The sequence below is a fragment of the Ruegeria sp. CDSC068 genome (assembly GCF_059610545.1).
Genome location: NZ_JBXWNV010000001.1, coordinates 211,490 through 231,102 on the forward strand (window position 1 = coordinate 211,490; position 19,613 = coordinate 231,102).

The window sequence follows — 19,613 nt, forward strand, 5'->3', positions numbered from 1 at the left end:
CATGGGACAGGCCGGGGCGAGGCTGTGCCGCTGACGACCCCCGGCCACCCTTTCCGTGTTACGGTCCCAACCGAGTGCGGAACGTGCTGGGTGCCTGACCGGTCCAGCGTTTGAAGGCCGTAGAAAACGCAGGTTGATCCGCATAACCCAGCGAATAGGCGATTTCCGACAAGGGCATCCCGTTGGTGATAAAGGTCTGCGCCAGATCGCACCTCAAGTCTTCGACAATCTCACGATAGCTTGTGCCTTCATTGTTCAGCCGTCTGGCAAACGTGCGCGGGCTCATCCCAAGGTTCGAGGCTGCGTCGTCCGCCTGAATGATCGCGCCGGGCATCGACCGGGTGATCAGCCCCTCGACTTGCGCCCTGAGTTTTTGCGCGGGCTGGTCACTTTCGGCCTGAACCCTGTCGCCATATGACAGAAGATGCTCGCGCAGGGAGGGGTCATATGTCGGCACCGGCAGATCCAATGAAGACAGCGTCAGTATTATTTCCAACCGTTCTGCACCAAAGGACACAGGAAAGCCCGCTAGTTTCTGAAACTCTTTTCCGGCTTCGCCGACCTCGTGCTGAAAGCGGATTTCGATAGGAAAAAAACTTGTCTGCGTTAACGAGCGTATGCGGGCGAGTGCCGCGAAAATCAAAAATTCGGTACGACGGTGATATCGGGCAAAACTGGCATCCTTCCAGTCGGCTTCGATTGAAGCAAAATTTCCGGAAACGCGCAGACTGAAGAATAACGCCGGGTCTATCATCCCGTGAAACCGCGACGAGTTTTCGATCACCTGCTTCAGATCACGCGAGTATTTACTGATATACGCCGTCAGGCTGGAGGACGACATGAAGCCAAGCCCAGCACTGGCCGAAAAGGTGATGTCATTGAGCGCGTCGCAGGCGTAGCGGACAAACAACGCCTCTTTGTGCGCGCTATAGGCTGTTGCAGGTGGCGCAATGTCGCTGCGGCTCAGACCGGATTTGGCCAGCACGCGATCACCAATCGAAGGATCTTCTGCCCTTTGATCTAGTGTTTTGGACAACACTTGAATGCGGGCAATATCGACGTCCATGTTCAAACCCGAGTTAGCAGCGTATTTCGTTTCGCGGCCTTTGTTCCGGCCGCTGTCATCTATTCAAATAACAATGGCAGAATTTCGCAAGACTACATTGGGTGTCATACGTATTTTCCGCGTGCTGTCGGGTTAAGCCTTGTGGGGATGAGGTCAGAGCCCAGGAAACTGGTCGCGCAGATGACCGGCGGCTCCCCGACACATATCAATTCGCAAAGATGGCCCAGTGTCGCATTGCCCGGAATGTGCAGTGATGCGAATGTGCTTCAAATTGGGTTAGCAGGCGTAACTGATATGACCACACTGGCAACCGATGCGGCAGATGGTCAGGATTTCATTGTCTTTGACGGCGAATGCGTTCTGTGTTCGGGGTTTTTTCGTTTCATGGTCGCCCGGGACAAGGCGCAGCGGTTCAAATTTGCCACCGCGCAGTCGCCATTGGGGCAAAGGCTGTATTCTCACCTCGGACTACCGACGCGGGACTTTGAAACCAATCTCGTCGTTACCGATGGCGTGGTTCATCAACGGTTGGATGCTTTCGCAGCAGCGATGCGCAAGTTGCCGGGGTTTTGGTGGGTTCTTTCGGTCTGCAGGTTTTTTCCTCGCATCATCAAAGACCCGCTGTATTACGTAATCGCCAGAAATCGGTATGCAGTCTTCGGACGTTCGCCGACCTGCATGATCCCAGGCAAAACGTTGCAAGCTCGCTTTCTGCCTGAGGGGTTCTGAGTGCACCCTGATCCATTTATGCAAGCCTTGCCCGTGGGCACGAACCTGCCCAAGGCACTGCAGGCCTTGCACAGCACGGGCGGGTTTTATTCCGGGCGATGCTCGGTCACGCCGGGCAAGGGGTGGCTGGCCAAACTCGCGTTGCGCTTTGCCGGCATGCCGTCCGGGGGTGACGACATCCCGGTGCGTCTCAGGGTCGAGCAAGAGGGAAACGCTTGGACATGGACGCGCGATTTCGATGGTCACATCACCCGATCGCGGCTGACATTGGACCAGGACCAGGGATGCGTCTGCGAGCAGTTTGGGCAGGTCTCCGTATGGTTAAAGCCGGTATTTGTACCCGAGAGGTTAGAGATCCAGATCATGCGCCTCAGCCTGTTGCGAGTTCCTTTCCCGAAGGTGCTTCTGCCGCAATCAAAGACCGAGGAATGGCAGGATGATGAAGGACGGTTCCGGTTTGACGTGTCGGCCCGGATGCCGCTTGTTGGGGCTTTAATCCGGTATCAGGGCTGGCTAACGTTCGATCACGCGGGGACCCGCGTTGACTGAATTGATTGTGAACCAGCTTTGCCCGGTAAGAATGTATACTATTTGAGAAATTACCTCGAAATGAATGAGAGTATGATTATGAAACAGGTTATGACATTGGCGGTTTCTGCCGCGATCTTGCTGTCTGTGCCCCTATCGTCGGCCTCGGCTGCGCGAAACGGATTTCAGACGGTTGCCGTCAACAGCAATATGTTCGAAGTGATCCCGCGGGCCCGTCAGGACGTGGACGGGTATTGGTGCGCGGCTGCAGACTTTGCGCGCCGGACTTTGGGTGCAGGTTGGCAGCAACGTATTTATGTGGTGCGCGGCTATGGTCCCAGCGAAGCAACGGGCCGCCGCACGGCTGTTCAATTCTCGCTGCAGCAACCTACAAACGTTGCCCAGCAAAGCAGTTCGGTCTCAGTCGGTTTCAAGGCTGGCGAAAGCATGTCGGTTCAGGGGGCAAACGGACGTTGCAACATCCGCCCGTTCCGCGACTGATCGAGGATTGATCGCCATATGCAGACCGAGTTTATTATTTCGACGAATGGACCAGGGTTGTACGAAATCACCCGGGGCGTGCGCAACTGGCTTAACTCGGTCTCAGGCGATGGTTTGCTGACATTGTTCGTGCGGCATACGTCGTGTTCGCTGACCATTCAGGAAAACGCTGATCCTGAGGTGCAATCGGACCTGCGCGCCTTTTTTGACAGATTGGTGCCGCCGTCCGACGACCCCGCGATGGCCTATCTGCGCCATACTTACGAGGGCCCCGACGACATGCCCGCCCATATCAAGGCGGCTCTTTTACCTGTATCGCTGTCTATTCCCGTGTCCATTGGGCAACCGATGCTGGGGACATGGCAAGGTATTTACCTGTTTGAACACCGCACCGCAGCGCATGTGCGAAAGGTCGCGGCGCATTTCGCCTGACCCCTTTATGTTGCGGTGGAAATTTCCGACTACCCAAATCCTAGCGGCTACCCTATAGTTGTGGATAAGTAAGTCATAGTGCTTACAAAAAGAGGCGGAACCAGGGACGAGGAGACGGTGGATGCGCTGCCCGTTTTGCGGAAATATCGATACTCAAGTCAAAGATTCACGCCCGGCAGAGGACCATGCGGCCATTCGTCGGCGTCGGTTCTGTCCCGCGTGTGGGGGGCGGTTTACGACCTACGAACGTGTCCAGTTGCGTGATCTGGTGGTAATCAAAACCAACGGCAAACGCGAAGATTTCGATCGGGACAAGTTGGAGCGTTCGATCCGCATTTCGATGCAGAAACGCCCGATTGATCCGGAACGTATTGACCAGATGATTTCTGGTATCGTGCGTCGTCTGGAAAGCATGGGCGAGACCGATATCCCGTCCAGCAAAATTGGCGAGATCGTCATGGAAGCTCTGGCGCGGATCGACACCGTCGCCTATGTTCGCTTTGCGAGCGTATACAAGAATTTCCAGGCGGCCGATGACTTCGAGGAGTTTGTCCACGAACTGCGCCCGCCGCAGCCTTCGACGGACGAGTGAGCGAAACAGATAAGCGATACATGGCGCTTGCCCTGTCTTTGGGGCGGCGCGGTCAAGGGACGTGCTGGCCAAACCCAGCCGTCGGTTGCGTGATCGTGCGTGACGGGCGCATTGTGGGACGCGGCTGGACCCAGCCGGGTGGTCGCCCACACGCCGAACCGCAAGCGCTGGCACAAGCCGGAGACGCGGCACGGGGTGCCACGGCCTATGTCACGCTTGAACCCTGCGCCCATCACGGCAAAACACCCCCTTGCGCCGAGGCCCTGATCGCTGCCGGTGTGGCCCGTGTTGTCGCGGCCATCGAAGACAGCGATCCGCGTGTTGCAGGACAAGGCTTTGCCATGCTGCGCGAGGCGGGGATCGAAGTGACCACCGGCGTTCTGGCCGAACAGGCAGCCCAGGATCTTGCGGGGTTCTTCCTGAAAACCGAACAGGGGCGTCCTTTCGTAACCCTGAAACTGGCCAGCAGTTTTGATGGGCGCATCGCCACCGCCACGGGGCATAGCCAATGGATCACTGGCCCAAAAGCGCGGCGTGCGGTGCATGCCATGCGTGCGCGTCATGATGCGGTGATGGTAGGGGCGGGCACCGCGCGCGCCGATGACCCATCCTTGACCGTTCGGGATATAGGGGTCGACGCTCAGCCTGTGAGAATTGTGGTCTCGCGCCATTTGGACATTCCCTTGTTGGGGCAGCTGGCGCGCACGGCTGCTGAGATACCCGTATGGCTGTGTCACGGCCCATCCCCGGATGCCGAGCGAGCCCGCGCGTGGGACGGGCTTGGGGCGCAACTGCTGCCTTGCGCGCTGGACGATCACCAGATCGATGCAGCGGACTTGTTGCAGCAGTTGGGTAAAGCAGGTCTGACCCGCGTGTTCTGCGAAGGCGGGGCGGCTTTGGCCGCGTCGTTGCTTGCCGCGGATATGGTCGATGAATTGGTCGGGTTCACCGCTGGGCTTGCGATCGGTGCCGAAGGGTTGTCAGCCATCGGCACGCTGGGGCTGGACAAGTTGGATAATGCCCCGCGTTTTGAGTTGATCGAGACCCAGGTCATCGGGCCGGACATCCTGCACCGTTGGGCGCGGGCGCTGCGTTAACGACGCCAGATATGTGCATGGGTCGCGAATGCGCCTTGTAGTTTTGACAGAACTCGAAGCAGTGGACCGCCTACGGGCGCCGCACCTTGTGACAGCCGTTCAACCGCAACTTCTACGGGGCAGGGCTCACCTGTCACAGGGTCCATATACCGGGGATAATCGATCAGCGCCGCGTGAGCCAAACCTAAAACCGTTGGTCGTGCGCCCCTGCGGACTGGGACGGTTCCCAAATCGTTCGTCAGCCCCCAACCCGCATAAAAAGGCGCGCCAAGGGTGGTCACATTGACACCGCGCATCAAAGCCTCGAACCCTAGCAATGAGGTCATGGTCCAGACCTCCTGGACCTGCGACAGCAGAGCTGCCGGGTCGCAATGGGTGGCGATGACATCGGCGAGGGCTGCGTCCTCGACTGCCCCATCGCGCAAGCCCGCTTCGACGTCGGGGTGCGGTTTGTAGATCAGAATGGCGTTTGGGTTTGCCTCGCGCACGGCGCGCAACAGGTCAGCATTTGTGCGAACAGTGCTGGTGCCCAACTGGATTGAAGCATCGTCTTCAACCTGACCGGGGACGAGTATGCGATGCCCCTCAGGCAAATCCGGTGCGCCGACCCCTGTGTTGTACTTGGTGATTTGGGCGGACACGATTTGAGCGATCAGCCTTTCGGCACGCAATTCCTGATCTGGCCGCAGAGTTTCCCGGGCGGCAATAAACCCTTCCAGTTGGCTGGGATGCGTCGGGTCGTAATAGATCCCCTGATTGTCCGTTGCCAATGACAGGGGCGGTACAAGTTTTGCGCCCAACCCGCGCGAGCGTAGAAAGCCATCCTCGACCCGGACGGCACTTTCCGTGCCCTTGGCTTTACTTGCCCAGACCATATGAGGTCGATCTGACTGCGCTGGTTGATCGTCGGTGAAGCGGATCGTTTTCTCGCGCCCAAACACCCGTTGCAGGTGTTTGCGTTTCCACAGGCGCATACCCGAGGCGGTCCATCCCTTGTGATCCTGACGCCAGGCGCGGGTTCTCGCCTCAAGCGTGTCCAGAACGGTTTCCATCTCGCACAGCTGGTCCCGGTATGGATCGTACCAGGTTGGATAGAGGATCATCGCTGCAGCGAACAATTGCGCGCGCGTCAGGTTGCGTTGGCGGCGTGGCAAGTGTGCTTCATCCTGCGTCAGTCCCCAACCTGCATAGAAGGGCTGGCCAAAAACACGCGGCTTATGTCCGGCCAAAATCGCCTCGAACCCCATCTGTGAGGACAGGGTGTAAACGCCAACCGCACCTTCCAACAAAGCCCACGGACTGACCGGTGTGTTGATGACCGAGACGCGATCGGTTTGGTCGGCGGTGGAGAAATAGCCTGAACGATGCCCGGCGATGGTATCGGGATGGGTCTTGATCAGAACTGTGGCGCCAGGGTTCTCTTCTTGCGCCATCACCAGCATTTCGCGAAACCGGGCCTCATCCCCGGCGCTGGCCGTCACAGCCGCGTCGTCGCGGACCTGATCCACCACCAGTACATAGCCGGGGTCAGGAGGCGGAGCAGTCAGATCAAAGGCCGAGTATTTGCTAAGGTGCAGGTCGCGCATCCGTTCAATCCCGCCCCGTGCGCGGTTCAGCAGAGCGGTGTCGTCCAAGGGATCGGCGGCCAACAGCGTTTCCAGATCGGACGCCTGAGCCGCATCGAAATGTAAGCCGGATCGATCAAGCAACAGGCCCAGAGGCGGCTCTCCGCTGCGGCCAGGATGCAAAGACCGAAGAAAGGCGTCTTCGACGCGCAGCACTGGGGCATTATGCCGAGTCGCAACAGAAAGGCCGCGATGGGCCGTCGGGCTGTTGCCCCAAACTCCGACGGCATCACCGTCTCTGGGCAGGCCAATCCGGATGTCGTAACCGGACAGGGACAATATTCGGCGAATTCGGCGGGATGTCAGGAAACCACCATTGTAGACAAGCAGCCGGGTACGTTCAGACCCGGCTGTTGTTTCAGGCGACATCAGTTGCCTGTCAGCGTGGCGACATTGGCCAGGGGTGTAAGGCCACCGGAGATCAAGGAAATAGACTTGGTCCACTGCGCATATGGTGCTTCGGTCACGTAAATAGTGTCATCATCGCGAATGACGAAATCCCGTGCAATGAACAGACCGTTTGGTGCCGTCAGGTTCAGCAGGTAAATCATACGCTGATCGCCCTGCAGGTCCGGACGGCCCATCACCGAGCGTGCGATATCCTGGCGTTCGTCACGCAGGATAAATATCCCCGTTGGATCCGAAGACAGCGACAGCAGGCCGCCGACTTGCGCCAAAGCCTCAAGCGCCGAAAGGTCCTGCGTGTCAAACGCCACGCGCGACTGGCCGCCAGTTGCACCAAGGGCAATGTACGACCGGCTGTCCGCTTCGACCAGAATGCGGTCGCCGCCGCGAAGGGCCACATCCAGCTTGGAATTGCTGAACAGGTCATCGTACCAGATGGTCCCTTTTTGGTTTCCGCGTATCAATGTCACGAGCGAAATGTCAGTACCACCTGATGCACCTACACCAGTTGATACACCTCCGGCCTCTGACAGCATGCCGGTCAACGTGCGGGTCGGGAGTTCGATTGGATAGATTCCCGGCGCCGCGACGCTTCCAGACACCGCGACAGTTGCGCCATCCCCGGCGGACCGGCGGACCTCGACCTGAGGGTCTGGCGTTTGATCCTGTAGTTTTGCAGTGATCACCTGACGCAACTGCTCGGGTGTGTTTCCAGACGCACGCACACGTCCGGCATATGGCACGAAGATGAATCCGTCGGCGTCCACCTGAACTTCACTCAGCGTGGTCGAGGATCCGACTTCACCTGACAGCAGGCCGTCATCGACGTTTTCCCAGATCGTCAATCCCAACACGTCTCCAGGGCGAACGGTATCCGCCGTCAGGCTTTGCGCGCTGGTGAAGGAAGACGAGAAACCGAATTGGGGGATTTTGGATGTCGCTCGTGCGACCCTGTCATCCACCTCGACGACAAAGGCATTGCCACCATTTTCAACTGAACCCGCCAAAATCTCGGACTTGTTGGGGCCAGATTTAGGGAGCTGGCACGCGGCCAGCACGCCACATACAGCCACAAGGGCGGCCCCTCGCACCCAGCGAATTGGAAAGCACTGCACTGCCGATTATCCTCAGTCGTCTTTTGTTTGCGTCAACTTAGCTTGTTCGGGGTTCAACATCCAGCACCAACCAACCCGGCTTATTCGACGAGCTTCAACTGTGGCGTCGACGCCTCGTTGTCAGACAAAACGGACTGATAGGGATCATGCGACTGCAACAGCATGTCGGCGGCGCGGCGCAGCAGTTGCCGTCGCCCACGAAGTGAATAAAAGCCGCCGGGTAACTGGCTGGTTTTCAGAAGAAATTTCCGGTAGGCCCGATAGGCTTCGTGATCCGGTACGTCTGGGTCGGCAAAGAACTGGGCAATGGGTTGCTGTGAAACAAACTCGGGTTTGTCGTAGACGGACTTCCCAAAACTGCGCAAAGGGATTCCGCGCCACAGAACTTGTTGACCGGCCGTAGAGTTGATCGTCACTGCTGTGTTCGCGTCATCCAGCAATCCAGCCAGTTTGCCGCCGGGAACGTAGTGCACGCGATCCGCCACTTGGTGCGCGCGGGCTATTTCGCGCGCTCTGCGGCGCAGCGGCTCGCGATGGTTTTCCAGCGGATGTTCCTTCAGAACCAGAAGGTGATGGCCCGGAGCGCCTTTGGCAAAACCCGATATTACATGCTCCAGAAAATCCGACATGCAGGTATAATCTGAATGGGCCTGCACCGAGCTGTCATGACCCAGTTGCAACAAGGCCAGGTGATAGGGTGCGCCGTTTTGACGAACGCGCATGGTTGCCCAGCGACGCCTAATTCTGTGGAAAGGCATCAGCGCAAGCCGTTTGAAGTACAGGCGAAACTCTGTTGATACCGGCAATTCCCGGTGCGTCTTGAAGTTGGAGTACCTCCGGTTCAGGAACAGGACAAACCAGTGGTAAAGCGCACCGTAGAATATGTGTTGCCGCATATCGCCCCAATGGGACGGTGGCGGTGGAACTGGTGCCTCGGACTGGTCAAGCGCATCTTGCATCTGGGCGACGTCCAAAGACATCAACCGTGAGTGTCCATTTGATCCGTTCCGTTCGTAAGTGACCCACCACGGGCGCAGATACCCCTCTTCGAAGACATGGACAGTCACGCCCACTTCGCGCGCAACATCCGCAGCTTTGGCATGAACCGGGCGGGTGTCGCCGTATAGAACGATATCTGTGACCGATCGTGACCGGATCAGTTCCCTAAGGGTTTCGGGCCATTGCTCGGAATTGTCCAAAAACGGGATGTAGGTGCTGCGGTCAAACCAGAACGCTTCATCGCCCGCGTTAAACCCCACGCGCAGAACATCAGCCTCGGCGGCGCGCAAAGCGCGTGCCAGTGCGCTAAAGAAAGGGCCATGCGGTCCCTGCAAAAACAGGAAGACACGGCGATGCGAGCGCGAGGCGAGTGGATGCATCCGAGACTGCTCTTTATCGTTTGGTACCAAAATTATGCCTGTATACATCAATCCGGGCAAGGCAGGGCTTGCCCGCAGCGTTTCTTGGGCTTACCTCGGCGGTTACACATACGCACAGGTTATAAGCTAAGGGTGAAAGCAATGTTCACAGGGATCGTCACCGATATCGGAATTGTTACCGAGTTGGACCAGCAAGGGGATCTGCGTGCTCGGATCAAAACCGGCTATGACACTGCGGGTATTGATATTGGCGCATCCATCGCCAGTGACGGCGTCTGTCTGACTGTGATTGCCCTTGGGGATGATTGGTACGATGTGCAGATCAGCGCCGAGACGGTGTCGAAAACCAATCTGAACACATGGCAAGTTGGCAAGCGCGTGAACCTTGAACGCGCGCTCAAGGTTGGGGACGAACTGGGTGGGCACATTGTTTCCGGCCATATCGACGGCGTGGCCGAGGTTGTTGCCCTGCAGGACGAAGGCGACAGCACCCGTGTAACGTTGCGCGCGCCCAAGGAATTGGCCCGCTTTGTCGCGCCCAAGGGATCAGTTGCGCTGAACGGAACCTCGCTGACGGTCAATGACGTGGACGGTTGCGATTTCGGGATCAATTTCATCCCCCACACCAAAGAGGTGACAACATGGGGCGATGTCTCGCTCGGTGATCAGGTGAACCTCGAGATTGACACGTTGGCGCGCTACGTCGCCCGTTTGGCCGAGATGTCCTGACCCAACGGTTTCGACGCCGCGTTTTGACGATCCGTGGCCGCAAGCGCTCTGGTATTTGAGCGCTTGGTGGTCTATCCAGCCGTCCAGACACGCTCTTGTGAAAGGCTGCCCCATGAGCTTTGAAACCCCCGGTCCCGTCGAGGCCCAGCTGCGCGACGCGATCAGCCCAATCGAAGATATCATCGAAGAGGCGCGCAAGGGCCGGATGTATATCCTGGTCGATCATGAAGATCGCGAGAACGAGGGTGATCTGGTCATCGCGGCCGAGTTTGCGAATGCCGAGGCGATCAACTTTATGGCCACCCATGGGCGCGGGTTGATCTGCCTGCCGATGACGGCAGAGCGCGTCGACGCCCTTGGCCTGCCGATGATGGCTGTGAACAACTCATCCCGTCATGAAACCGCGTTTACCGTTTCCATCGAGGCGCGCGAAGGCGTGTCAACCGGCATCTCGGCAGCAGATCGCGCGCTGACCGTTGAAACAGCAATCAACGAACAGAACACGATGGCGCATATCGCGACACCGGGTCATATCTTTCCGCTGCGCGCCAAACGGGGCGGGGTGCTGGTGCGCGCCGGTCATACAGAGGCGGCGGTCGATATCTCTCGGCTTGCCGGGTTGAACCCCTCAGGGGTGATTTGCGAGATCATGAAGCCCGACGGCACCATGGCGCGCCTGCCTGATCTGGTCGCGTTCGCCAAAGAACATGACATGAAGATCGGCACGATCAGCGACCTGATCACGTATCGCTCGCGCAACGACAATCTGGTCGTCGAAACCTCGCGCAGGACTGTGACGTCAGAATACGGCGGCGAATGGGAAATGCGTCTGTTCACGGATCAGACACATGGCATCGAACATGTCGTCATGATCAAGGGTGACATCACCACGCCCGAGCCGGTTTTGACCCGAACCCATGCACTGCATGAAGCGCCTGATGTTCTGGGCCTGGGTCCAAAATCGCCGCAGGAACTGCCGCGTGCTATGGAAAAGATCGCCGCCGAGGGGCGTGGCGTGGTTTGCCTGTTTCGTGAACCGCGCAACGCGCTGTACGCAACCGATGACGAAGGCCCGCGCACCATCAAGCAAACCGGTCTTGGGGCGCAGATCCTGTCCAAGCTGGGCATCCAGGAACTGGTGTTGCTGACCGATACACCGGAAACGAAATATCTGGGGCTCGACGCGTTTGGAATCTCCATCGTCGGAACCCGTTCCATTCTCAAGGATGATTGATCGTGGCTGAACAAGACAAACACGGCGTGCTGCCAACGCCGACATTCGACAAACCTGTGAAACTTTTGATTGTGGTGGCGCCCTTCTATCGGGCCATTGCCGACAATCTGGTTTCTGGTGCCAAGGCCGAGATCGAAGCCGCTGGCGGTACCTGCGAAGTTGTTGAGGTTCCGGGCGCGCTGGAAATCCCGACCGCCATCGCCATGGCAGATCGCCAGTGCAACTATGATGGCTACGTGGCGCTGGGCTGTGTCATTCGTGGCGAGACCACGCACTATGAAACGGTGTGCAACGACTCGAGTCGGGCGATCCAGTTGATGGGTCTGCAGGGTCTTCTTATTGGGAATGGCATCCTGACGGTCGAAAATGACGATCAGGCTGAGGTACGTGCAAATACCAAAAAGATGAATAAAGGCGGTGGTGCGGCCGCTGCGGCCTTGCATCTGATTGCACTCAGCCGTAAGTGGGGCTCTTCCAAAAAGGGCGTCGGGTTCAAGCCGCCGTCCGAGTCCATCCTTGTGGCGGGCGACAACAACGGACCCACGACAGCATGACCCAGACAGACGCGCCGAAACCGGCCAACCAGAAACGCCTGATGAAATCCGCCGCCCGGCTTTATGCCGTGCAGGCGCTGTTCCAGATGGAGCAATCGGGCCAAACGACGGAAGCAGTCGTGAACGAGTTTTTGGATCATCGGTTTGGCGCTGTCTATGAGGGTGAGGAAATGCTGGACGGCGATATCCGCGTGTTCCGCAAGTTGGTTGAAGACGCGGTGAATTATCAGGCACCGATTGACCAGATGACCGACCGCGCTTTGGTCGCCAAATGGCCCATCGCGCGCATTGACCCGACCCTGCGCGCCACCTTCCGTGCAGCCGGGGCCGAACTGACCCAAGGCGATACGCCACCAAAGGTCGTCATCACCGAGTTCGTTGATGTGGCGCGCGCGTTCTTCCCGGAAGGTAAAGAACCGAAATTCGTCAACGCAGTTTTGGATCACATGGCCCGCGAAGCACAGCCAGAGGCGTTTTGAGTTAAGCCTTAGTCCAGATGAATAAGTCGCAGCCACACAAAGCGCTGCGCCTGAAATCTAATAATACGCTTGTTCAAACAAGTCTTCGGCCTCCACCACTCACAGTTTTTTCCAAAGACACCAACATTTTACCGGAACGTAGCCGGCGTGCCACCTATCGATTCCGATAGCCCGGCGGATTGATCAGGCCAAGTTGCATCGCTCGGACCAGTGCGGATTCTCGGGTCGGGGCTCTCAATTTTTCGCGCGCATTCTTCAAATGGGTTCGTACCGTTATTTCCGAAAGGTTCAATAGTTCGGCGATTCTGTCGTTCCGGTGCCCAAGAGCCAAAAGGTTCAGGACCTGCAGCTCTCGTGGCGTCAGGTCCGGAGTGGTTGGAGCAATGCTTGTGATGTCGTACACACGACCGTGATTGCTGGGGATATCCGATCCCAGATTGGTGGCCAGCACGGTTGCCAGGACACGCATTTCGCGCTGCCGTTCAGTCATCTGAACCTGGGCGTCCGGTCTGTCCGATGACAGAACCACAAGCTTGGCCTCGTTGTCGGGGCAGGGAACCACCAGAGAGTAAAGGTGAATATATCCGGCCTTTTCCAGATCGTGGTTCAGACCCAGCGCCTTGGAGGAATGGCCGTCCGCGGATCGGAGGCTTGCGGCCTGCACGTAGAGGCTTTCCTTGCCATTTTTAACCTGCGCCAGCATCGGATCTGCTTCGGCGTAACCTTGGCTGTCATAGCGGTTCAGCCAACCTTTGGACATTGAACTTCGAACCCAATGAATGGCGCCAGTCTCGGGTGTGAAGCAAAGCATGTTCAGGGCGTTAAACCCGATCTCATTCAGACGGTCTAACGTGAACTCCCAACGTTCCTGATCATCATGGCGCAATGACAGCTCTTCGAGAAGATCAAGCGTGAACAGGCTGAGGGCATTCATAGAGACTCCGAATATAGTGTCGCACCCGTTGAGGCCGCGGTTTACTCAGCACGACCATGCGCTATCATCACGGTATCAGACAAGGAGCTTTGTCGTGCCCAAACTGATCCGCCTTTACATCACACAAGTTGCATGGGGATTTGTCATCTCAGCCCTGTTTGTCGGGGTGCTGCTGGCGCTGAACGTGGCCAACTTGCGCGGCCTGATTTTCGGATCCGAGATCGGGTTAATCGCTCTGGCAATGATCTGGTTCATGAATGGCATTGTTTTCGCCGGTGTTCAGTTCGCTTACGCGATCATGAGTATGGCGGAAAAGCCGCAGGGCCCTAGACGCGGTACACCTATTGCGGCCAAATTCGAACCCGCCCGCGTGGCGGTGGACAAGGGCTGAGCCAACCTATTTCGGAAAATGAAGACTCTCCCAGACCGGGCGAGGGATAAGTTCATGTGGCGGGACCGCCAGTCAACCGTGCGGTGTGATTCCCGAGGACCTGTATGTACAGGTGGGCGCCAGGTAATCAGGCCAGGACCTGAACAGAGCCAGCCCCCTCGGAATTGCTTAAGGCCACCAGAATGCTACCAATCACAAGAAGGGCAGAACCCGCCACGGGCCTAAGTAGGGGTTGCGGCGGGTTTGCACAAGGGGTCAGGCGCCAACAGTTTCGTGCAGCGCATTGCGCATCTTGCCCAAATGTTCGTCCCAACCGTCATCGAGTGCAAGGATCAGGCCAAATGCCTCTGCGCCTTGCGGCAGCCCTTCGTGAACCAAGCCCAGCCGGGTACCGCCCGGTACCGGGTCCAGCGTCCATTTTACGACACTAACAGCGTCTCCCATGGGTTTGATGGTAAATGTATATTCGAGATATTCGGGCGGACGGGCAGCGCGTACCTCACCCCAGATCAGAAGATCGCCACTGGATGTACCGAACATCTCAAGCTTCTGACCGGCGGCCAACGGACGCTCTGGTTTGTGAAACCACTCTGCCAAGCGGGCAGGTTCGGTCAAATAGGCCCATACGGTTTCCGGCGTGGCCCTCAGGAAAATTTGCTTTTGCAGAACTGCATTCGTCATTTTTTATTCCTTTCAATAGCTTCCTTCAGATTATTCAGGCGATCATCCCAGAACTGGTCAAAATAGCTGAACCAGTCGAGGATGGGGGCCAATCCGTTCGGCTCCAGCCGGTTAATGCGCTCGCGTCCACGCGCCTCGACGGTGATGAGGCCGCCGTCGGAAAGAACGTTCAGGTGCTTTTTGACAGCTGCACGGGTCATATCGAACTGATCGGTCAGTTGAGCGATCGTCATGTCGCCAGAGGCAAGGATTTGGACGATTTCCCGTCGGGTCGGGTCCGCTAGGGCGCGGAATGCGTTTTGAATTTGCGTCTGCATTGGTCACCTCAATAGTGATACCATTTGGTATTGTAATGTATGAGATACCAGATGGTATCATGTCAAGAGTTTTTCTGGCGCTTGATTTTTGTTCACGAATTGTTCACATTTCAGGAATGACACTGGATTTACAGCCCGGACAAAAACTGGCCCGTGGGGTTTCGCGCCACTTGTTGGCGCATGGCTTTGTATCTGTTGAGGAATTTGTCCCCACCCGCGGTTTACGCGTCGACGTCATGGGATTGGGCCCCAAGGGGGAACTGTGGGTGATCGAGTGCAAATCTAGCCGCGCAGATTATCTGACGGATTCCAAATGGCAGGGGTATCTGGATTGGTGTGATCGCTTTTTCTGGGCCGTCGATACCGATTTCCCAACCGATCTGTTGCCCGAGGAAACCGGGCTGATCATCGCAGATGCATATGACGCCGAAATTATCCGAATGGCACCGGAAGATAAGCTGGCACCTGCGCGGCGCAAGAAGATGATTCAGAAGTTTGCAACAGATACAGCCCGCAGATTGCAGGCATTGCGTGATCCAAGAATTTGAACTGTCAGTCTTTTACGATCCGGGCAGCTTGCACAGCGGCGAGGATTTCGTCCGCGATTTCTTCCGCTTCTTCAGGTTCGAAATCCATCGGAATTTCGACGCCGTCGGCCTCGATGAACAGGCGCACCATGCCGTGGTCGGTCGGGCCGATCTGAAGGTTTGCCTGAATGTCACGTTCGGTGTTGATGCCCATTTGCGCCTCCGGGACTGAGCGTTCCTGCTAGCGCGCAAAGGGTTGAGAATCAAGCCGCCTTTGAGGTCAGGTAAGGTATGAATGATATTCTGATCAGACCATTTCGGCCAGATGATGCGCCCTGGTTGGTCGAACAGCACGGTCGCCTCTATCAGCTAGACGAGGGGTTTGATGACACTTTCGCGCCCCTCGTTGAACGGATTCTGGCGGAATTCGTTGACGCGCACGATCCGACACGAGAGCGGGGCTGGATCGCGGAGCAGGGTGGCGCGCGCCTTGGCAGTATCTTTTGTATCGCGCTGAACGACCACACCGCAAAATTGAGGTTGTTTCTGTTGATGCCAGAGGCCCGTGGACAGGGCTTGGGTAAACGCATGCTCAACACATGCACGGGGTTCGCCCGCGATTCTGGTTATCGTGATATGGCCTTATGGACCCATGAAAGCCATCGGGCAGCTTGTGCACTTTACAGGGCTTCCGGATGGCAATTAACCGGCAGCAAAAAGGTTCATTCCTTTGGCTGTGATCTTGTCGAACAAAGCTGGGAAATTCGTCTTTAATTCTCTTGCATTCCCTGCGCGTGTTCGGTACATCGCCCCTCACGAGTGCCGCCTTAGCTCAGTTGGTTAGAGCGCTGGATTGTGGATCCAGAGGTCGCCGGTTCGAATCCAGCAGGCGGTACCATTTTCCCTTATTCATAACGCTTTCTCAGTACTTTCCTGAGATTCGCGGCAAGAAAAAACCGGGCCAAAAACAAGCCCGGCTGCCGAATTGTGTGGTTGCCTGACTTAGCGCGCCAGGTTCAGACGGAACCTCATCTTGGCCTTTCTGGCCGCTGGCAAGTGGCGGTTCAGTCGTTTGTTGATCAGCCCGAACACCCCGACCACCACCAGCGTCAGCAGGATGAAGTAGAAGGCCAAGATCGGGTAGGGGATGAACGGATTGAACGTCTTGTCGGCGAAATAGCTGGCGTAGTACAGCGCGTCGCCACGTTGCTGCCAGGCGGGGAAGGCCGAGAAGAAGACCAGCGTGGTGGCGTGAAACAGGAAGATTGCTTCGTTCGTATAGGCAGGCCAGGCCAGACGCAGCATGGTGGGCCAAATGATCCGGCGGAATCGCGACCAACCGGACATGCCATAGGCATCAGCGGCCTCGATATCACCCTTGGGGATCGAGCGAAGCGCGCCATAGAAGATCTCGCCGGTATAGGCGGCGGTGTTCAGGAACAGAACGATCAACGCCCCCAGCCATGCCGATGTCAGGGCGTCGAACATCGGGTAAGATTTCTTCAGCGACAGGAAGAAGAAGTAGGCAAAGAAGAACTGGATGAACAGCGGCGAGCCGCGGAAGATAAAGATGAACCACTCGGACGGCTTGCGCAGCCATTTGTTGGTGGATGCTTTGCCCATTGCCACGGCGGTTGCCAGAAAGAACCCGGTGACCAGTGCCATGATGCCGAAATAGATATTCCAGATCATGCCTGAACCAATCAGGGTGAATTGCTCGCACAGGGTAAAGTCGTTGCGCGGCAGTAGCCGCTCACCAAGGCCCAGGGAACGCAGGCCATAATCCTGAATTGTCTGGATGCAGCTCATGCGGTGGTCTCCTTGCGCAGAAGCTCTCCACCTGATGTGGCCTGTCCATGGGACAGGCGGCGCATCAGCTTTTCAAGCCCGATTTCCGAGACGCGGGTCATGCCGAGGTAGAAGATCAGCAGAGCCAGGAAGTACCACATGCGCCAGTCGCCATGGGGGTATTGGGTGAATTTCGTGGTTTTCGTGCCGCCCAATTCGCGGGCCCAATAGACGATGTCTTCGATGCCCAGCAGGAACAGCAGTGGCGTGGCTTTGATCAGCACCATCCACAGGTTCGACAGACCGGGCAGGGCGTAAACCCACATTTGCGGCACGAGGATGCGCCAGAATGTCTGGCTGGGGGACAGGCCATATGCGGCTGCTGTTTCCAGCTGGGCATGGGGAACCGCCCGCATGCCGCCGAACAACACGTTGGCCGCAAAAGCGCCGAAAACGATCGAGAATGTGATGACTGCGAGGAAGAAACCATAGGTCTCATGCACAAATTCCGGCGCGGTGCTGAGCGGAAGTTTTGCCGACTGGCAAACGATGAAGTCGTTGCCCTGGCGGATCGGGTCCGGCCAATCGGGGCAAAGGATCTTATGGCGCGTCCATTCAAAAGCCTGATCCAGGGCGATCACGAAGAACATGAAGAAGGCGATGTCCGGCACACCCCGTACAATCGCGATATAGCCCTTGCCCAGCCAGCTGACGGGAGGGATATGCGAGCGGGCGGCCATGGCACCAACGAACCCGAAACTCAACGCTACGGGCGCTGTGACGGCCAGCAACAGCAGAACCTTCAGGAACGACAGGTAGAACGACCAGTGCACGCCGTTGGTCAGATAGCAGGAAAACCAGCGGAACGTGCCCAGCGTATCGGGATCAGTGCAAAACGAGAAAATGGCGGGCCTCTTGAGGTGCTAAGGCTCAGGGGCGGCGCGCCCCGTATTGGGGCGCGCAACCTGATTCAGATCAGAAGGTCGAGGACACTTCCCATTTGGTGATCAGCTCGTTCAGGCTGCCGTCGTCCTTCATGGACTGGATGGCCGTGTTGAGCTTTTCTTTCAGATCACCGTCCGACTCGCGCACACCGATGCCGACGCCACCGCCCAGCGGCACATCTTCGGCGACAAAGCGCAGGTCCGCGTCTTCATCTGCAATCGGTGCAAGGAAAGACTTATCGGCCAGAACGGCGTCAGCTTCACCATTGCGCACGGCTGCGATGGTTTCTTCGGGGCTGGCGAACTCGACCAGAGTTGCGCCGGATTCGGCAATATAACCGGCCTGAATGGTGCCGGTCTGTGCCGCAACAACGCCGTTGGCAACATCAACATCATCAGAGGTTGCAACATAAGCCGACGGATCTGGCGGCGTGTAGTTCTGAGTAAAATCAATCACTTCGTCGCGCTCGTCAGTGATCGACATGCCCGCGATGATGACGTCATAGTTGCCCGACACCAGGTTGGGAATGATCGAATCCCAGTCGTTCTTGACCCATTCGCATTCCAGGTTTGCGCGCTTGCACAGCTCGTCGCCCAGCTCACGCTCGAAACCGTCGATCTCGCCGGCGTCATTGATGAAGTTCCACGGAGGGTAGGCGCCCTCGGTGCCCATGCGGACCGTATCGGCCATGGCCATACCGGCGCTCAGCGCCAGTGCTGCTGTGGTCAGAATCAGGTTTTTCATTGTTACTCCCCTTTTTGGTTCTGTCCTGAATTTATGCCGCCATGGTGGCGGAGAGAAAACCCTGAAGTCGCGTGGATTCAGGGGTCGTAAAGATGTCTTCCGGCAGGCCTTCTTCTTCGATGAGGCCTTGATGCAGGAACACCACATGGCTTGAGATATCGGCAGCCATTTTCATATCGTGTGTCACGATTATCATGGTGCGGCCTTCTGCGGCCAGATCCTTGATCACTTTGATCACTTCCTGTTCCAGTTCGGGGTCCAGCGCCGAAGTTGGTTCGTCGAACAGCAGGGCCTGAGGCTCCATGCACAGGCCGCGCGCAATCGCGGCGCGTTGCTGCTGACCGCCTGACAGTTGCGCGGGATATGCGTCGCATTTGTCGCCGATGCCGACCTTTTCCAGATACCTACGGGCGCTGTCTTCAGTCTCGGCCTTGTCGCGGCCCATGACTGTCACGGGGGCCTCCATCACGTTTTGCAGGATGGTCATATGGGCCCACAGATTGAACTGCTGAAACACCATCGACAGGTTTGTGCGAATGCGTAGGACCTGTTTGGGATCGGCCGGACGGCGGTTATGTGCGTTGCCAGTCCAGCGGACAGGTTCGCCCTTGAACAGAATTTCGCCCTCTTGGCTGTCTTCCAACAGGTTGCAGCAGCGCAGAAGCGTCGATTTGCCAGAACCGGACGAACCGATAAGTGAGACGACATCACCGCGTCTGGCGGTGATATCCACCCCTTTCAATACCTCAAGATTGCCAAAGCTCTTGTGTAGGTTTTTGATCTCGATGACCGGAGTGGAATCTGTCACGGGTGGTCCAGCT

25 protein-coding genes and 1 tRNA gene are annotated in these 19,613 nt (G+C 57.3%); 14 read left to right on the top strand and 12 right to left on the bottom strand.

Translation table 11 applies throughout. From position 1 onward, the window contains the following. Positions 1–58 precede the first annotated feature (58 nt). Entirely contained in the window at positions 59–1,066 is a 1,008-nt protein-coding gene (locus AC2FID_RS00940; protein WP_496834987.1) for a helix-turn-helix domain-containing protein, read from the bottom strand. 294 nt (positions 1,067–1,360) lie between these two features. Here AC2FID_RS00940 and AC2FID_RS00945 point away from each other — a divergent pair, with 294 nt between their 5' ends. The 6 genes from AC2FID_RS00945 (at position 1,361) to ribD (ending at position 4,945) form a co-directional block, all read left to right on the top strand. After that, entirely contained in the window at positions 1,361–1,795 is a 435-nt protein-coding gene (locus AC2FID_RS00945; RefSeq protein WP_496834989.1) for a thiol-disulfide oxidoreductase DCC family protein, read from the top strand. Next, complete coding sequence (locus tag AC2FID_RS00950; RefSeq protein WP_496834990.1) at positions 1,796–2,344, top strand: DUF4166 domain-containing protein; 549 nt, start codon at positions 1,796–1,798, stop codon at positions 2,342–2,344. 78 nt (positions 2,345–2,422) lie between these two features. Beyond that, positions 2,423–2,824: a hypothetical protein gene (locus AC2FID_RS00955; protein ID WP_496834992.1), complete on the top strand. Its 402-nt coding sequence runs from the start codon at positions 2,423–2,425 to the stop codon at positions 2,822–2,824. Positions 2,825–2,842: 18 nt separating this feature from the next. Then, positions 2,843–3,256 carry a secondary thiamine-phosphate synthase enzyme YjbQ gene (locus AC2FID_RS00960; protein ID WP_282150903.1) on the top strand — a complete coding sequence of 138 codons (414 nt, stop codon included), beginning with the start codon at positions 2,843–2,845 and terminating at the stop codon, positions 3,254–3,256. A 121-nt stretch (positions 3,257–3,377) separates the two neighbouring features. Next, a complete protein-coding gene (nrdR, locus tag AC2FID_RS00965) occupies positions 3,378–3,848 on the top strand; it encodes a transcriptional regulator NrdR (RefSeq protein WP_058274803.1) in 471 nt (156 codons plus the stop codon). After that, positions 3,845–4,945, top strand: coding sequence for a bifunctional diaminohydroxyphosphoribosylaminopyrimidine deaminase/5-amino-6-(5-phosphoribosylamino)uracil reductase RibD (ribD, locus tag AC2FID_RS00970; RefSeq protein ID WP_496834994.1), 1,101 nt, complete (start codon positions 3,845–3,847; stop codon positions 4,943–4,945). Before nrdR ends, ribD begins: the two co-directional genes overlap by 4 nt. On the opposite strand, the gene AC2FID_RS00975 is transcribed toward ribD, so the two are convergent. The 3 genes from AC2FID_RS00975 to AC2FID_RS00985 form a co-directional block, all read right to left on the bottom strand. After that, positions 4,942–6,939 (bottom strand): capsule polysaccharide biogenesis protein, encoded by a 1,998-nt coding sequence (locus AC2FID_RS00975; RefSeq protein ID WP_496834996.1) that lies wholly within the window; start codon positions 6,937–6,939, stop codon positions 4,942–4,944. The two genes, ribD and AC2FID_RS00975, sit on opposite strands and share 4 nt — an antisense overlap. Further along, complete coding sequence (locus AC2FID_RS00980) at positions 6,939–8,090, bottom strand: polysaccharide biosynthesis/export family protein (RefSeq protein WP_282118786.1); 1,152 nt, start codon at positions 8,088–8,090, stop codon at positions 6,939–6,941. The genes AC2FID_RS00975 and AC2FID_RS00980 overlap by 1 nt, the downstream gene beginning before the upstream one ends. An 80-nt stretch (positions 8,091–8,170) precedes the next feature. Further along, on the bottom strand, positions 8,171–9,469 hold the full coding sequence (locus AC2FID_RS00985) for a capsule polysaccharide biogenesis protein (protein WP_496834997.1): 1,299 nt from the start codon (positions 9,467–9,469) through the stop codon (positions 8,171–8,173). A 141-nt stretch (positions 9,470–9,610) separates the two neighbouring features. Between AC2FID_RS00985 and AC2FID_RS00990 the strand changes: the two genes are divergently transcribed. The 4 genes from AC2FID_RS00990 to nusB all read left to right on the top strand — a co-directional run bounded on the left by AC2FID_RS00990 (position 9,611) and on the right by nusB (position 12,465). Next, positions 9,611–10,198 (top strand): riboflavin synthase, encoded by a 588-nt coding sequence (locus AC2FID_RS00990; protein ID WP_496834999.1) that lies wholly within the window; start codon positions 9,611–9,613, stop codon positions 10,196–10,198. 112 nt (positions 10,199–10,310) lie between these two features. After that, on the top strand, positions 10,311–11,432 hold the full coding sequence (ribB, locus tag AC2FID_RS00995; RefSeq protein WP_496835000.1) for a 3,4-dihydroxy-2-butanone-4-phosphate synthase: 1,122 nt from the start codon (positions 10,311–10,313) through the stop codon (positions 11,430–11,432). A 2-nt stretch (positions 11,433–11,434) separates the two neighbouring features. Then, on the top strand, positions 11,435–11,986 hold the full coding sequence (locus tag AC2FID_RS01000) for a 6,7-dimethyl-8-ribityllumazine synthase (protein ID WP_282168596.1): 552 nt from the start codon (positions 11,435–11,437) through the stop codon (positions 11,984–11,986). Continuing rightward, complete coding sequence (gene nusB, locus AC2FID_RS01005; protein WP_058274810.1) at positions 11,983–12,465, top strand: transcription antitermination factor NusB; 483 nt, start codon at positions 11,983–11,985, stop codon at positions 12,463–12,465. The genes AC2FID_RS01000 and nusB overlap by 4 nt, the downstream gene beginning before the upstream one ends. 154 nt (positions 12,466–12,619) lie before the next feature. On the opposite strand, the gene AC2FID_RS01010 is transcribed toward nusB, so the two are convergent. Further along, the gene (locus tag AC2FID_RS01010; RefSeq protein WP_496835003.1) at positions 12,620–13,399 is read right to left on the bottom strand and encodes a helix-turn-helix transcriptional regulator; all 780 of its coding nucleotides are present in this window, start codon (positions 13,397–13,399) and stop codon (positions 12,620–12,622) included. A gap of 94 nt (positions 13,400–13,493) precedes the next feature. Here AC2FID_RS01010 and AC2FID_RS01015 point away from each other — a divergent pair, with 94 nt between their 5' ends. Continuing rightward, positions 13,494–13,790 (top strand): hypothetical protein, encoded by a 297-nt coding sequence (locus AC2FID_RS01015; RefSeq protein WP_282168594.1) that lies wholly within the window; start codon positions 13,494–13,496, stop codon positions 13,788–13,790. Between the two features lie 255 nt (positions 13,791–14,045). Here the strand turns inward: AC2FID_RS01015 and AC2FID_RS01020 are convergent, their stop codons facing one another. Beyond that, positions 14,046–14,471 carry an SRPBCC family protein gene (locus tag AC2FID_RS01020; protein WP_282168593.1) on the bottom strand — a complete coding sequence of 142 codons (426 nt, stop codon included), beginning with the start codon at positions 14,469–14,471 and terminating at the stop codon, positions 14,046–14,048. After that, positions 14,468–14,788 carry an ArsR/SmtB family transcription factor gene (locus AC2FID_RS01025; RefSeq protein WP_282168592.1) on the bottom strand — a complete coding sequence of 107 codons (321 nt, stop codon included), beginning with the start codon at positions 14,786–14,788 and terminating at the stop codon, positions 14,468–14,470. Before AC2FID_RS01025 ends, AC2FID_RS01020 begins: the two co-directional genes overlap by 4 nt. Positions 14,789–14,904: 116 nt before the next feature. On the opposite strand from AC2FID_RS01025, the gene AC2FID_RS01030 reads away from it, so the two are divergent. Beyond that, entirely contained in the window at positions 14,905–15,336 is a 432-nt protein-coding gene (locus tag AC2FID_RS01030; RefSeq protein WP_058274815.1) for an MmcB family DNA repair protein, read from the top strand. 4 nt (positions 15,337–15,340) lie between these two features. On the opposite strand, the gene AC2FID_RS01035 is transcribed toward AC2FID_RS01030, so the two are convergent. Next, positions 15,341–15,529 (bottom strand): DUF6324 family protein, encoded by a 189-nt coding sequence (locus AC2FID_RS01035; protein WP_058274816.1) that lies wholly within the window; start codon positions 15,527–15,529, stop codon positions 15,341–15,343. A gap of 77 nt (positions 15,530–15,606) precedes the next feature. Here AC2FID_RS01035 and AC2FID_RS01040 point away from each other — a divergent pair, with 77 nt between their 5' ends. Both AC2FID_RS01040 and AC2FID_RS01045 read left to right on the top strand, forming a co-directional pair. Continuing rightward, complete coding sequence (locus tag AC2FID_RS01040; RefSeq protein ID WP_496835006.1) at positions 15,607–16,089, top strand: GNAT family N-acetyltransferase; 483 nt, start codon at positions 15,607–15,609, stop codon at positions 16,087–16,089. 47 nt (positions 16,090–16,136) lie between these two features. Next, positions 16,137–16,213, top strand: a tRNA-His gene (locus tag AC2FID_RS01045). A 104-nt stretch (positions 16,214–16,317) separates the two neighbouring features. Here the strand turns inward: AC2FID_RS01045 and AC2FID_RS01050 are convergent. The 4 genes from AC2FID_RS01050 to AC2FID_RS01065 form a co-directional block, all read right to left on the bottom strand. Then, positions 16,318–17,124 (bottom strand): ABC transporter permease, encoded by an 807-nt coding sequence (locus AC2FID_RS01050; RefSeq protein ID WP_282118774.1) that lies wholly within the window; start codon positions 17,122–17,124, stop codon positions 16,318–16,320. Further along, positions 17,121–18,008, bottom strand: a complete 888-nt coding sequence (locus AC2FID_RS01055; RefSeq protein ID WP_108858966.1) for an ABC transporter permease — start codon at positions 18,006–18,008, stop codon at positions 17,121–17,123. The genes AC2FID_RS01050 and AC2FID_RS01055 overlap by 4 nt, the downstream gene beginning before the upstream one ends. A gap of 70 nt (positions 18,009–18,078) precedes the next feature. Further along, positions 18,079–18,792 carry a transporter substrate-binding domain-containing protein gene (locus AC2FID_RS01060; protein ID WP_058276110.1) on the bottom strand — a complete coding sequence of 238 codons (714 nt, stop codon included), beginning with the start codon at positions 18,790–18,792 and terminating at the stop codon, positions 18,079–18,081. A 31-nt stretch (positions 18,793–18,823) separates the two neighbouring features. Next, positions 18,824–19,600, bottom strand: a complete 777-nt coding sequence (locus tag AC2FID_RS01065) for an ABC transporter ATP-binding protein (protein ID WP_496753578.1) — start codon at positions 19,598–19,600, stop codon at positions 18,824–18,826. Between the last annotated feature and the right edge of the window lie 13 nt (positions 19,601–19,613).